13 protein-coding genes are annotated in these 12,979 nt (G+C 45.1%); 3 read left to right on the top strand and 10 right to left on the bottom strand.

What is annotated here, in order from left to right; all coding sequences use genetic code 11:
• Positions 1-74 precede the first annotated feature (74 nt).
• Positions 75-842, bottom strand: coding sequence for a hypothetical protein (locus ACYFDN_RS18980; RefSeq protein WP_483512345.1), 768 nt, complete (start codon positions 840-842; stop codon positions 75-77).
• A gap of 321 nt (positions 843-1,163) precedes the next feature.
• Here ACYFDN_RS18980 and ACYFDN_RS18975 point away from each other — a divergent pair, with 321 nt between their 5' ends.
• Positions 1,164-2,042, top strand: a complete 879-nt coding sequence (locus ACYFDN_RS18975; protein WP_016399745.1) for an NAD(P)-dependent oxidoreductase — start codon at positions 1,164-1,166, stop codon at positions 2,040-2,042.
• 30 nt (positions 2,043-2,072) lie between these two features.
• Here ACYFDN_RS18975 and ACYFDN_RS18970 read toward each other — a convergent pair whose 3' ends face one another.
• A complete protein-coding gene (locus ACYFDN_RS18970; RefSeq protein WP_483512344.1) occupies positions 2,073-2,756 on the bottom strand; it encodes a zinc metalloprotease in 684 nt (227 codons plus the stop codon).
• Between the two features lie 244 nt (positions 2,757-3,000).
• On the opposite strand from ACYFDN_RS18970, the gene plsB reads away from it, so the two are divergent.
• Complete coding sequence (plsB, locus tag ACYFDN_RS18965) at positions 3,001-5,394, top strand: glycerol-3-phosphate 1-O-acyltransferase PlsB (protein ID WP_483512343.1); 2,394 nt, start codon at positions 3,001-3,003, stop codon at positions 5,392-5,394.
• On the opposite strand, the gene ubiA is transcribed toward plsB, so the two are convergent.
• Complete coding sequence (gene ubiA, locus ACYFDN_RS18960) at positions 5,391-6,266, bottom strand: 4-hydroxybenzoate octaprenyltransferase (RefSeq protein ID WP_016399748.1); 876 nt, start codon at positions 6,264-6,266, stop codon at positions 5,391-5,393. The two genes, plsB and ubiA, sit on opposite strands and share 4 nt — an antisense overlap.
• On the bottom strand, positions 6,253-6,816 hold the full coding sequence (locus ACYFDN_RS18955) for a chorismate--pyruvate lyase family protein (protein WP_483512342.1): 564 nt from the start codon (positions 6,814-6,816) through the stop codon (positions 6,253-6,255). Before ACYFDN_RS18955 ends, ubiA begins: the two co-directional genes overlap by 14 nt.
• A gap of 403 nt (positions 6,817-7,219) precedes the next feature.
• Here ACYFDN_RS18955 and ACYFDN_RS18950 point away from each other — a divergent pair, with 403 nt between their 5' ends.
• On the top strand, positions 7,220-7,621 hold the full coding sequence (locus ACYFDN_RS18950) for a flagellar basal body-associated protein FliL (protein ID WP_016399751.1): 402 nt from the start codon (positions 7,220-7,222) through the stop codon (positions 7,619-7,621).
• Between the two features lie 9 nt (positions 7,622-7,630).
• Here the strand turns inward: ACYFDN_RS18950 and glpG are convergent, their stop codons facing one another.
• From glpG to livH, 6 genes are all read right to left on the bottom strand, one after another.
• Positions 7,631-8,479: a rhomboid family intramembrane serine protease GlpG gene (gene glpG / locus ACYFDN_RS18945; protein ID WP_040306577.1), complete on the bottom strand. Its 849-nt coding sequence runs from the start codon at positions 8,477-8,479 to the stop codon at positions 7,631-7,633.
• Positions 8,476-8,802: a thiosulfate sulfurtransferase GlpE gene (glpE, locus tag ACYFDN_RS18940; protein WP_472591540.1), complete on the bottom strand. Its 327-nt coding sequence runs from the start codon at positions 8,800-8,802 to the stop codon at positions 8,476-8,478. Before glpE ends, glpG begins: the two co-directional genes overlap by 4 nt.
• A gap of 405 nt (positions 8,803-9,207) precedes the next feature.
• On the bottom strand, positions 9,208-9,909 hold the full coding sequence (locus ACYFDN_RS18935) for an ATP-binding cassette domain-containing protein (protein ID WP_016399754.1): 702 nt from the start codon (positions 9,907-9,909) through the stop codon (positions 9,208-9,210).
• Between the two features lie 19 nt (positions 9,910-9,928).
• On the bottom strand, positions 9,929-10,693 hold the full coding sequence (gene livG / locus ACYFDN_RS18930) for a high-affinity branched-chain amino acid ABC transporter ATP-binding protein LivG (RefSeq protein WP_016399755.1): 765 nt from the start codon (positions 10,691-10,693) through the stop codon (positions 9,929-9,931).
• Positions 10,690-11,961 carry a high-affinity branched-chain amino acid ABC transporter permease LivM gene (locus ACYFDN_RS18925; RefSeq protein ID WP_483512341.1) on the bottom strand — a complete coding sequence of 424 codons (1,272 nt, stop codon included), beginning with the start codon at positions 11,959-11,961 and terminating at the stop codon, positions 10,690-10,692. The genes livG and ACYFDN_RS18925 overlap by 4 nt, the downstream gene beginning before the upstream one ends.
• Positions 11,958-12,884, bottom strand: coding sequence for a high-affinity branched-chain amino acid ABC transporter permease LivH (gene livH / locus ACYFDN_RS18920; RefSeq protein ID WP_016399757.1), 927 nt, complete (start codon positions 12,882-12,884; stop codon positions 11,958-11,960). The genes ACYFDN_RS18925 and livH overlap by 4 nt, the downstream gene beginning before the upstream one ends.
• Positions 12,885-12,979: the final 95 nt, after the last annotated feature.

The raw sequence follows: 12,979 nt of genomic DNA, 5'->3' as shown, positions 1-12,979 counted from the left end.
GTGGCGTAGTTCTCTCTATTATACTCCAGCATTTAATAGAGAAAACGTTGGCTTATCTAATTGTAGACCCGCAGCTATAACTGGTAGTTGAACTCGAGGCGGTGGGCACTTTCGTTAAAGCGCTGATGCTGAGTCCAATTCGCAAAGTAGCGAAGGTTAAATCTTGGGTTAATTTGATAAGACGCCGCAAATTCGTGAGCAAACACCTGAGATTCTCCGCCAAAAGCACCGCTTTTATAATGGTTAGAACCCGACAATGTGGTCATCCACATTGGATTATAATTTAGCCAAATGTTCTCGGTAAGAGTGAGTTTGCTATAGGTGCCAACAACCCCAAATGTTCCAGGTACCGAATAGCCACTAATCACTTCGCCGTTGTCTCCCATAACATTGTTGCCGAAGGCAAAACCTGCTCCAGCAAGAGGAAACAACTGTAACGGCCCTAAAGCAGGCAGCGATTGAATAATGCTATAGGAAATAGAACCAGACTCATTCTCAAAATCATAATTGCTATCTATTTGCGAACCACGCCCATTAGTAAGATCGGCCTCAAACTTCCTATAACGTAAACTTTGCACGCTATCTCTGGCGCTTTCATCACTACTCAAAGTGTCACCTAAAATGCCTTTTACCTCGAATACATGCATGCCCATGGTGGTGTCTTCACCAGTATCAAAGGTTTGCCCTAGCTTTAAGTTAAGCCCTGTATTGGTATAGCCAGCACCTACTTGGGTATACACCGCAAGAGGATCCGACATATCCTGCACCGAGTCAGTTTCCCCAGCTTGTGAATAGCCAGACAATAAACAGCTTACCAAGGCCACATTTGTTAACTTACCCATCGTTAGTTCTCTTAAAGGTTCGAAAAATCAACGACGGAAATTAGCAGCCAGCCAGAAAAGATTCTGCACAGAGAGTGCAGAGTAATAAATCAACCCCTCTGAACTTCAGGCTATAGATGAACTGAAGAAGTAGCTCAACAATAGCTATCACCTAATACGAAATCTCTGAAGGAAGAGCAATAAAGGGCGGCTTTTGTACGATCAAAATCAAATAATTCGTACTTTAAGATAAATTAAAGCCGCTGGCCAATTGCTTAAAAAGTGACTGAGGTATATGCTTACACCCTATTAATAATACAATATGATTTACTGGAGTTGAAAATGACAAAACCTGTCATCGGTTTCATCGGCCTTGGTCTTATGGGCGGCAACATGGTTGAAAACCTGCAAAAGCGCGGTTACCAACTAAATGTAATGGACTTAAATAAAGAGGCTGTTGCAACGTGTGTTGCTCGTGGTGCTAAAGAAGCAAGCTCAGCAAAAGAACTAGCAGCAGCTAGTGACATTGTAATGCTTTGTTTAACCACTTCTGCAGTAGTTGAAAAACTTATCTACGCTGACGACGGCATTTTAGCTGGTATTAAAGAAGGCGCGGTATTAGTAGATTTTGGTACTTCTATCCCAGCCTCTACCCGTAAGATTGGTGAAGACCTAGCCGCGAAAGGCGCAGGCATGATTGACGCACCATTAGGTCGTACTCCTGCTCACGCTAAAGATGGTTTGCTAAACATTATGGCAGCTGGCGATATCGATACCTTTAACAAAGTTAAACCGGTATTAGACGAGCAAGGTGAAAATGTATTCCACCTAGGTGCTCTTGGCGCTGGTCACACTACTAAGTTAGTAAATAACTTTATGGGTATGACTACTGTTGTTGCTATGTCGCAAGCATTTGCTGTAGCCGACCGCGCTGGTGTAAACCGCCAACAGTTATTCGACATTATGTCAGCTGGCCCTTCTAACTCACCGTTCATGCAGTTTTGTAAAAATTACGCTGTAGATGGTGTTAGTGACTTAGGTTTCTCTATTGCTAATGCAAACAAAGACCTTGGCTACTTCTTAGAAATGGTTAAAGACTTAGGTACTGAGTCTAAAATCGCTGAAGGTTCTTCTGCTAACTTGGCCGCTGCACTAGATGCAGGCCTAGGCAACGGCAATGTACCAGAGATTTTCGATTACTTTCTTAAACTAGAAAAGTAATTCGAACTCTTAATGACAAGGGTGTAACAGTTAAGCTGTTACACCCTTGTTTGTTTTAAAGCCAGCATTTCTCCAAGCTAGCATCAACAGAATACTGGCAAACAACCCTGCCGACAGCGGCTCACTAACTCTGGTAGCTTCTGCCACAATCAGCACTGGATTAATGTCTATCCAATAGTAATCTTCATCGCCTTGCACTAAGGGGCTGTTAAAAATACGCTCAACCTCATCAGGCGTAATCAGGGTTTGATTGTTCAAAGATGGGTTCATCAAAAACGCACCATCCTTATGCGGCAAACCTAAGTTATGACCGAGCTCGTGTGCTAATAGCTCTCCACCAAAAGACCCTGCAGCATAGGAAGACTCAACCACAAAATCGTTACCAAAGTACTCACCACAACCAACAATCCCCGTAAGCACAAAGCTGCCACAGGCGCTAATAGTGTCGATGAAATAGAAGTTAACTACATTGGCTGGGCCAACGTGCTGATTAAATAACTGGGTAACTTCTGCGCTAGTGGTTATATCAAGCAGCTCCGGAAACACCAACTCGCTGGCCGTACCAATACGAATATCGATGATATTTTGGCCAAAGCTAGCTTGCGAATATATTTCATCCATTGCCGCTTCATTGGTGGTAATAAAGGCCGCCTGAACCATTGATGAAACAAATAGCAATAAGGCGAATACTGAGCTTTTTGTGGGCAGGGTCATAACACATTCCTTAGCGTGGTAAGCCTAATGAAAATCCTTAGTAACATATCATTAACAATAGCATCCGCAACCAAATAAACGAATTTTTGCAGCAAGAATAACCTACCCAGAGTAACTCTTGAGCCTTATTTCAGTTATTTATCTAGATCCTGAATTATTTAAGATATTGCATCAAATCAAAGCCAAATTTAGATAAGTCTGCTACCCTATGCCCTGTATCAATTCACCACTATAAGCTCTTGAGATGTTACATTTACCCTCTCCAGTTTTAGCCGTTTTGCGAGCAATAATTGGCTTTTTTACTCGCGGAAAATTTGTCCCAGACAATCCCATCACTGAGTTCAATTTAGATTTAACTCAACCGATTATTTATGTGATCCCTAGTCATTCATTGGCCGATGTATTAACTCTACAGCTAGCCTGTAAAGAACTTGGCTTACCCGATCCCTTTGAACCGGTAATGTTTGCTGGCGAAGCGCATAAACGGGTAGCTTTTTTAGTTGATGGCAATGGAGAAACCCTAGAGCAAACCATTGAGCAATTCACCTCCGCCTTGGCCATTCACCGTAGTGACGAAAGCCACAACGCGCAGCTAGTGCCAGTTAAGTTGTTCTGGGACCGTTACCCGGGGCGTGAGAGTGTAGACGACTTAATGGGCGGCAAGCCAGAACGCCCAGCTGGGGTGTTAAAGAAAACCTGGCAGGTTATCTTTAAAGGCCGTGAAAACTTAGTCCGTTTTAGTCCACCGGTTTCACTTAAAGACATGGCGCAACGCCAAGGCTCCGACAAACGTATCGGACACAAACTGGCGCGTGTTGCCCGAATTCACTTTAGCCGCATGCAAATGATCGCAACCGGCCCTAAATTACCTAACCGTCGCCACATGTTTGAGCAGCTACTGGCTTCGGCAACCATTCGCGAAGCGATTAATGAAGAAGCAAAAGCCAAGAATATCGATAAGGCTGCTGCTCGCCAAGCCGCTTTAAAATACTTAGAAGAAATTGCTGCCGACTTCTCGTACCGTAACTTACGCATGGCCGACGCGGTACTCAGTTGGGTTTGGAACAAAATCTATTCAGGCATTGAGGTAAACCACGCAGAAAAAGTGCGTAAACTGGCCCAAGAAGGCCATGAGATAGTTTACGCACCTTGTCACCGTAGCCACATGGACTACCTACTGCTGTCTTATGTTTTATACCACCAAGGCATGGTGCCGCCGCACATTGCAGCTGGGGTAAACTTAAACTTCTGGCCTGCCGGTCCGTTCTTTCGCCGCTCTGGCGCGTTTTTTATTCGCCGCAGCTTTAAAGGTAACAAACTCTACTCCACCGTATTTAGAGAGTACTTAGGACAACTGTTCAGCCGCGGTTATTCGGTAGAGTACTTTACCGAGGGCGGTCGCAGCCGCACTGGGCGTTTATTACCACCTAAAACCGGCATGTTAGCCATGACCGTGCAAGCCATGCTAAAAGGCTTAGAGCGCCCGGTAACCATTGTTCCCGTGTACTTTGGTTACGAACACGTAATGGAAGTAGGCACTTACTACAAAGAGCTAAAAGGAAAATCTAAAGATAAAGAGTCGTTATTTTCACTATTTGGCATGCTGCGTAAATTGCGCAACTTTGGCCACGGCTATGTAAACTTTGGCGAGCCGATTAACGTAAACCAAAGCTTAAACAAACTAGCGCCGGAGTGGCGAGAACATCCAGAAGAAGGTTTAAAACCCAACTGGTTGGTGCCTGCGGTTAACGATATCTCCAACCAGTTAATGGTGAATATTAACAGCGCCGCTGCGGTAAATGGTTTGTGTTTAAGCGCCACTATTTTATTAGCTGCCGAGAACCGAGCCCTGCCGCGCAAGCAACTGGTTAAGCAGATAAGTTTATACACATCTTTAATCGAAAATGTGCCTTATAGTGACCACGTAACACTACCGGAAGTGGATGCAGAAACACTGTTAGATCAGGCTATTAGCCTCGACAAGTTTGAAATTCGCAGCGACTACCTAGGCGAAATTATTGCTCTAGATGAAAAACAGCAGGTACTGCTTAATTTCTATCGCAATAACATTATCCACTTACTGATTATTCCAGCCTTTATCGCCACCGCGTTATTGCAACATCGCAGCCTGTGCCGTAGCCAATTAGTCGCCTTACTTGAGCAGCTTTATCCTTTGCTAAAAGGTGAATTATTCCTGCGTTATCAAGTAAGTGACATGAGCAACTTGGCTGACCGCTACTTAGAAGAATTTGCCGCACTAAAACTAATTAGTGATCAAGGCGATTGCTTTAACATTGACAGCCAACGTCGTGGGCGTTTGTTGCTGCTAGCTCAAGTGGCTCAAGAAAGTTTGCACCGCTACGCCATTGTTGCGGCATTGCTAGCCAAGCGCCCTCACCTAGAGCGTGCAGAGTTAGAACAGCAAGCATTGGCCGGCGCACAACGTTTAGCGCAGTTACACAATATCGACGCGCCGGAATATTACGACAAGCGCATTACCACCAACTTGCTCTCACTAATTCGCGAGCAGGGCTTAAGTGACAGTCAATCTGCAGAGGGTTTGTTCAAGCAACTCTCGCCATTGCTGGCCGATGGAGTGTACCAATCGATCAGTGAATTGTTAGATTTAGAAGCTTAAGCCGCACTAATAGCCAGCCATGCATAATGGCTGGCTATGCCTATAAACACCGCCAAACCTACATAGTTGTTGTTTAAAAAAGCTTGGAAACACGCTTCTCGCTCACGATACCTAATCAATTTTTGCTGATAGACAAACAATACCGCTGCAGCGAGCAAACCAAGATCAAAGATAAAACCTAATTGCTTCACATGACCTAAAAGCGCCAAGCACAGCAAACTGGCAGCCTGTAACAGCGCCACTATCAGTTTATCGAAACGGCCAAATAAGATGGCGGTAGACTTAATACCCACTTTTAAGTCGTCATCACGATCAACCATTGCGTACTTAGTATCGTAGGCCACCGTCCAACACACATTAGCCACTAATAGCAACCACGCCTCGGCAGGCACTGTGTTGGTTTGCGCCGCGTAAGCCATGGGAATACACCAACTAAAGGCCAAGCCAAGAAACAGCTGCGGTAAATGGGTATAGCGTTTCATAAACGGGTAAATTGCCGCCAATACAAGGGCTGCAAAAGATAGTAAAATGGTAAGGGTGTTTTGGCTTAGTACCAACAGAAACGACAACACCACCAAGCCAAAAAATAAGGTGAGCGCTTCACGCTCGCTTACCACTCCGGTGGCCAGCGGACGCTGAGCAGTGCGTTTCACATGGGCATCCACTTTACGATCGGCAAAATCATTGATCACACAGCCAGCCGAGCGCATAAAAAACACCCCTAATACAAACACCAGCAAAATAGAAAAATCGGGTAATCCTTCGGCGGCTAACCAAAGTGCCCACAAAGCCGGCCACAGTAACAATAAAGTGCCAATAGGCTTGTCCGCCCGCATTAACTGCCAATAGGGTTTTGCGTTAGCTAGCTGCAACACCACTTTCTCCTTGATAGGCAATACAAGATGGCAAAAAAATCTCAGAAACCAATAATGGTGCCGAGGCTAATAAGAAACGTGAACGTCGCCCCCACAAAGGCTGCTGGTCTTTAACATGCTGGTAAATTGCCGAGCTTTGGTCAATTTGGGCTAACTCTAAAGTTTGTCGTTGGCCTTTATCAGTAAACAGTAACTCACCTAGTGGTTTACTAGCGAGACGGCTTACCTCTGCGGCATCGCCTTCTAAGGAGCTTTTAGGTATCACGCTGCGCGCAAATACCCACGGCTCGCCATCACAGCATAGCAGTACTTCACGCACCCAATAGGGTCCTGTACAGGCCAAGGTCTCTAACTCATGATTGGCTATCTCGGCGTACCCCTCAAACAACACTTGAATAGAGAACTGCTGGCAATGTTGGCGTAAGCGCGCGGTCAACGAACCTGGGTACTCTAGCCAGTCACGCAACTGTAGTGCTGTCATTCTTACTTGTTGTGGCAATTGCCACTTGCCATCGGCCCCGCAAGGCTGCTGTTGATTTGGTTTCACGCGATCACATTGCAAAGAATTAGACTGGCATTATCCAGTAAACAGCGGTTTAAAGTAAACTCTACTTTGTACGAATGCTTCGCTGATTTGCCTTACATTTATCAGTAAAATTTGTGGGGTTAAGCTAAGTTAATAAGAGGCTTTACTAGGGGTTTCTGTCTTTCGCGGTTAGATTTTTTTTCGAGAGAAAATCGCTTTAAGCGCGGCAAGGCCTGTACAGCCTAGCAGGCTAGATAAACATTAGAGCCTCTGCTTTGTATAAATAAGCCATAAATTGCTGCAAAATCAGCTCGAAAGGCCAACAGCCCTTAACAAGTCTTGTATTATTTTCCATCACCAGCTTGACCTAGTGCCCGCTAACAGAAACAATAAAGCTAGGACTACCAAGGAAATACACCGTCGCATGAAATTTGTTCACAGCTTGCTGTTATGTTGCAGCTTATTCTTCTCCTCGCTGGCCTACAGCCAAGAAGCAGGAAATTCTAGTTATGCATATTTTGGCTTCGAACCCGATATCATTACTAACTACATTAGCACCGGCAAGAAGCTTGGTTATGTGCGCATTACTGCCGAAGTAATGGTCGAGAACCAAAGTGCTTTAAGCAGCATTGAGCACCACGCACCACTCATTCGCGACGCAATTATCGAGATACTGGGTCATCAACGTGAAGAAGACATTAAGTCTTTAAAAGGCCGCGAAGAAATTCGCATTTTATGCCAAGAAGCGGTTAACGATTTATTGGTACAAGAAACCGGTAAAAAGCTAGTGAGCAAATTGCTGTTCACTAAGTACTTATACCAATAAAGCTAGTTGTTAATTGGGCTGCTGCTTGTCGAAAAATTTATCTAACAGCGCCTGAGCACAACCAACAAACAAACCAAATAAGTGGGCCAAGTTAGCAGTAGAAGGCCCCACCACGTCCATAAAACCAATGACCAGCCATACTAACATAAAGCCAACAATAGCCGGGCTAAGCTGTAAGCCAGCCTGCGGGCGCAACCAACCAGTAAACCAACAGTATCCCAGTAAGGCGTACACTACCCCCGACAAACCGCCAAAGTAGGGGCCAGTTGCCAGCAGCTGTGCCACATTGGGAATTACCGCTGCTACAAGGGTAATCAGCAATAATTTAGAGCTACCTAGCTGGCGTTCAATTTCGCCCCCCAACTGCCACCACCACAAGCCGTTAAAGACAATATGGATCACCGAGAAGTGCAGAAAGATAGGTGTTATCACTCGCCAAAACTGATCTGAGGCTAACATACTCAACTGTGGCGTAATGGTAAGGTTGAGCATCAAATAACGCTCAAAACCAATGTTCATAAACAAATAAACCACGGCGGAAATCAGCAAAACCGCCAAAGTAACTGGGCCGGCATGTGCAAAAAAAGCACTTTTAACCAGCCCCTTTCCACCATAAGAGAATTTAGCTTTACGGCTATCCGCCACAGTCCAAGAAGCTGCTAGGTATTTTTCGTCGTTAGGGTTTTCAATAAACTGCTTGAGTTCATATTCAGCTTTATCTAGATGTTGCTCATCAATTAAGAAAACCGCCACACCTTGATCAGCTGGTGCCAATTGGCACTCAATCTTAAGCACTGCCATGTAATCGACAAAAGCTTGGGCGACCCGAGGGTTACCCATTACGATTAATTGCTTCACTCAACATCACCTGATTCAAAAGGAGCAACTTGGCGCCAGGCTTCAAAGCCACCTTGCAGGCTATATACTTCTTCAAAGCCTTGGTGAATCAAATACTGTGCAGCACCTTGGCTAGAAATACCGTGGTAACACATTACGATAAGTGGCGTATCAAACTCGGTTTCCGAAATAAGCTGATTTAGGCTGCCATCGCTTAAGTGAAAGGCATTAACTGGATGAGCTTGAGAAAAAGACTGCGGATCACGCATATCTAGCAATACCGCGCCTTCTGCAGCGAGCTTTTGCTGAGCGCCATTTACATCAATTTGTTCAAACTGTTCCATCATCTTTTTCACCGCCGTAATTTTTGTTTCACTTTAACTGGTTTAAGGACAAAGAAAAAGCCACAAACCATAAGGAGATTACTAGGGTCTGTTGATCTTTGGTGTTGAAATTTTGTTCAAGATAAGCGGGCTTTAATCGCGGCGAGCACTTAGAAGCCTAGTGGGCTAAGCAAGAAGTGCTTAACAAAGAGTAAAGTTCGCTTATCCGAACCCTTCAGGCAGCATTTCTTAGCCATTTATTCAGCGTTAGCGAGTGATTATTAAGACCACTTAACTGCACACTCACTGCCTTGCCTAAATGGCTAATAAATTGCTGCAAAATCCATCAGCAAAGTTCAACAGACCCTAGCTGTAAGCATAAAAAAAGCAAGCCGAAGCTTGCTTAAATTAGTTCTGGAAAAGCATTTAGGCGCCAAGATAGGCTTTACGCACATCCTCGTTCACCAGCAAGTTATCACCTGTGTCTTCAAGAACAATCCTGCCATTTTCCAGTACATAACCGCGGTCGGCTAAGCGTAACGCTTGGTTCGCATTCTGTTCAACTAAAAACACCGTCATTCCACGTTGGCGCAACTGCTCCACAATATCAAAAATCTGCTGAATGATAATTGGCGCCAAACCAAGTGAAGGCTCATCTAATAACAGCAAACGAGGATTGCTCATTAAGGCGCGGCCAATGGCTAACATTTGTTGCTCACCACCAGACATCGTACCCGCGCGCTGACTCACCCGTTCTAACAAACGCGGGAACAAGCTATACACCTCTTCAATGCGCTCGGCGGTTTCTTGCTTAGTCGCAAAAAACGCGCCCATGTGCAGGTTTTCTTCAACGGTTAAACGCGAGAAAATCCGGCGGCCCTCTGGCACCACAGCAATGTCGCCACGCATAATGTCGTGGGTTTGACTATTGGTAATGTCTTTACCGTCAAACAATACTTGGCCACTGCTGGCTCGCGGGTCGCCACACAAAGTCATTAGCAAAGTGGTTTTACCGGCGCCATTGGCACCAATTAAACTCACAATCTCGCCTTGGTTCACTTTTACACTTACATCGTGCAGAGCTTGAATTGGGCCGTAGTGGGTTGAAACATTTTTTAACTCTAACATTGTTATTTTCTACCTCAGCCTAAAACTCGCCCAAGTAGGCTTTAATCACCTCGGGGTTATTGCGAATTTCTTCTGGCGTACCATTGGCTAAAGGACAGCCTTGGTTAACCACGTATATACGATCTGATATGCCCATCACCAACTTCATATCGTGCTCAATCAGCAATACCGATACATTTTCGTTGTCACGCAAGTCCATAATCAAGCGGTCTAGATCGTCGGTTTCCTTAGGGTTTAAACCAGCGGCAGGCTCATCAAGCATCAAAATTTCTGGACGCGTTACCATGCAACGGGCAATCTCTAAGCGGCGCTGCTGACCATACGCCAAATTACCCGCTTTGCGATTGGCAAACTCTTTTAGATCAACCTTATCAAGCCAATATTCAGCAAAGGCTAAGGCATCTGCCTCACTCTTTTTAAAACTTGGCGTTTTTAGTAAACCCGCTAAGAAGTTGGTATTTAAATGGCGGTGCTGCGCCACTAATAGGTTTTCGACCACGCTCATATCTTTAAACAAACGAACATGTTGGAAGGTACGAACAACGCCTTTGCGAGCAATTTGATGACCCGCCAAACCTTGAAGTGCTTCGCCCCGGTAAAGAATTTGCCCAGCGGTAGGTTTATAAAAGCCTGTTAAGCAGTTAAATACCGTGGTTTTACCCGCCCCATTTGGGCCAATTACCGACACCACTTCTTTCTCGTTTAGCTTAAGGGCAACATTGTTTACCGCCAATAAGCCACCAAAACGCATGGTAAGGCCATTTACATCTAATAAAGCACTCATGCCTTGGCCTCCTCTTTTAACTCAATATGAGGACGAGACATTGGCAATAAGCCCTGTGGTCGCCAAACCATCATAAATACCATCATCAAACCAAACATTAACATGCGATATTCATTAAATTCGCGCGCCATCTCTGGCAATACCGTCATAATAATCGCCGCCAAAACGACACCAATTTGCGAGCCCATTCCGCCCAGTACCACAATCGCCAAAATAATTGCCGATTCAATAAAGGTGAAAGATTCGGGGCTAATAAAGCCCTGACGTGCAGCAAAAAAGCTACCGGCAAAACCGGCAAAGGCAGCGCCAATAGTGAAGGCACTCAACTTAACTACAGTAGGGTTTAAGCCTAATGAGCGACAGGCAATTTCGTCCTCACGTAGTGCTTCCCATGCACGGCCAATTGGCATTCTTAATAAACGGTTAATCACAATTACCGTTAGCACCACCAATAACAAGGCCATTAAATACAAGAAAATCACTTTGTATTGCGAGTTGTAGCTAATACCAAAAAAGTTGTGGAAGGTATCAAAACCCTCGCCTTTCAAGCGGCGGTTAAACTCCAAACCAAACAAGGTAGGTTTAGGAATACCACTGATCCCGTTTGGGCCACCGGTAAGGTGAGTTAAGTTATTCAGCAATAGGCGAATAATTTCACCAAAACCTAGCGTTACAATAGCTAAGTAATCACCCCGTAGGCGCAATACTGGGAACCCCAATAAAAAGCCAAACAAGGCCGCCATAGCGCCAGCAATAGGCAAACAAAGCCAAAAACCAAAGCCGTCGGCACTTAGCAGCGCATAAGTGTATGCACCTACTGCATAAAAGCCTACATAACCTAAATCCAGCAAGCCGGCTAAACCAACCACCACATTAAGGCCCAAGCCTAGCATCACGTAAATAAGCGTGAGCGTTGCCAAATCTACCGAGCCACGGCTTACCATAAAGGGCCAAATAATTGCGCCAGCTAAGGCAAAAGACACCAGCAAGCGATAAGCCTTTGGGTTTTGCTCAGGACTAGGCAGTTTAAAGTTAAAACCCTTGCTTGGGGCTTTTCCGACTTTTTTCTTAAATAAAAGCGGATTAAGTAACTGGCTAACAAATACTGCCGCCATGCCAATGAATAACCATTTTAGATGACCTTCATCGGCCAAAGCCAAGTTTAAGCCACTGCTGCTTGGCTCCATACGAATGCCCAATAGCCAGCCGGCCAACAGCATAAAAGTGATGGTAGAAATTAACGCACCAGAGAGATTGAGCTTACTCATACTTTCTCAACCTCCGGCTTACCAAGTAAACCTGTAGGCATAAATAACAATACAAAACACAATAGACCAAACGACACTACGTCTTTGTATTCAGTACTAAAGTAACCTGCGGTAATTGCCTCGGTAATGCCTAACAACAAACCACCTACCACTGCCCCAGGAATAGAACCAATACCGCCCAATACCGCTGCAGTAAAGGCTTTTAAGCCTGCCATAAAGCCAATGTAAGGATTAATTACACCGTAATAAATACCCAATAGCACACCCGCTACTGCAGCTAATGCAGCACCAATCACAAAGGTGAGAGAGATAACTTTATTGGTATCGATACCCAATAGGTTGGCCATGCCGATGTCTTCAGAACAAGCGCGACAGGCACGTCCCATGCGCGAGTGAGTAATAAAGGTGGTTAGTGCAATCATGGTGACAAAGGTCACTACAAAAATAACTAACTGCATGTAGGAAATAGTTAGGTTAAAGCCATCTTCTGGGCCAAATGTCCAACCACCAGTAATTAAACTGGGCATGGCAATGTCTCGACTGCCCTGCGACAGTCGCACCAAGTTCTGCAAGAAGATAGACATACCAATGGCCGAAATGAGCGCAATTAGGCGATTACCGCCGCGCACTGGCCGATAGGCGATCTTTTCAATGGTCCAGCCATAGGCGCTGGTAATAATGATGCTTATTGCAAACGCACCAAATAACAAAATAGGTAAGGAGTCTAGGCCCATTAAGGCCAATGCAGCTAACACGATAAACGCGACGTAACTACCGATCATATACACTTCACCATGTGCGAAGTTAATCATGCCGATAATGCCGTACACCATGGTGTACCCAATGGCGATAAGTGCGTAGGTGCTACCAATGGTTAAACCATTAACTAGCTGCTGAAAGAAATAGAAAAATTGCTCAGACATAACTGCCCCAATCTAGTGGCTAACGCCACCTATACCGGCAAGTAAGTGTATTCAGTGTTGCGGCCCAAACCGCTGATAACCTTGTTACCCAGCTG

The sequence above is a fragment of the Agarivorans sp. D1326 genome, from assembly GCF_056958115.1.
The sequence above is the reverse complement of the archived record's forward strand: the minus strand, read 5'-3'. Positions and strand labels throughout refer to the sequence as shown.

Coding starts and splice junctions, on each gene's coding strand:
- ACYFDN_RS18975 (WP_016399745.1), top strand. CDS start 1,164: ATGACAAAACCTGTCATCGGTTTCATCGGCCTTGGTCTTATGGGCGGC.
- ACYFDN_RS18925 (WP_483512341.1), bottom strand. CDS start 11,961: ATGAGTAAGCTCAATCTCTCTGGTGCGTTAATTTCTACCATCACTTTT.
- livH (WP_016399757.1), bottom strand. CDS start 12,884: ATGTCTGAGCAATTTTTCTATTTCTTTCAGCAGCTAGTTAATGGTTTA.
- ACYFDN_RS18950 (WP_016399751.1), top strand. CDS start 7,220: ATGAAATTTGTTCACAGCTTGCTGTTATGTTGCAGCTTATTCTTCTCC.
- livG (WP_016399755.1), bottom strand. CDS start 10,693: ATGAGTGCTTTATTAGATGTAAATGGCCTTACCATGCGTTTTGGTGGC.
- ACYFDN_RS18970 (WP_483512344.1), bottom strand. CDS start 2,756: ATGACCCTGCCCACAAAAAGCTCAGTATTCGCCTTATTGCTATTTGTT.
- ACYFDN_RS18935 (WP_016399754.1), bottom strand. CDS start 9,909: ATGTTAGAGTTAAAAAATGTTTCAACCCACTACGGCCCAATTCAAGCT.
- ACYFDN_RS18980 (WP_483512345.1), bottom strand. CDS start 842: ATGGGTAAGTTAACAAATGTGGCCTTGGTAAGCTGTTTATTGTCTGGC.
- glpE (WP_472591540.1), bottom strand. CDS start 8,802: ATGGAACAGTTTGAACAAATTGATGTAAATGGCGCTCAGCAAAAGCTC.
- plsB (WP_483512343.1), top strand. CDS start 3,001: ATGTTACATTTACCCTCTCCAGTTTTAGCCGTTTTGCGAGCAATAATT.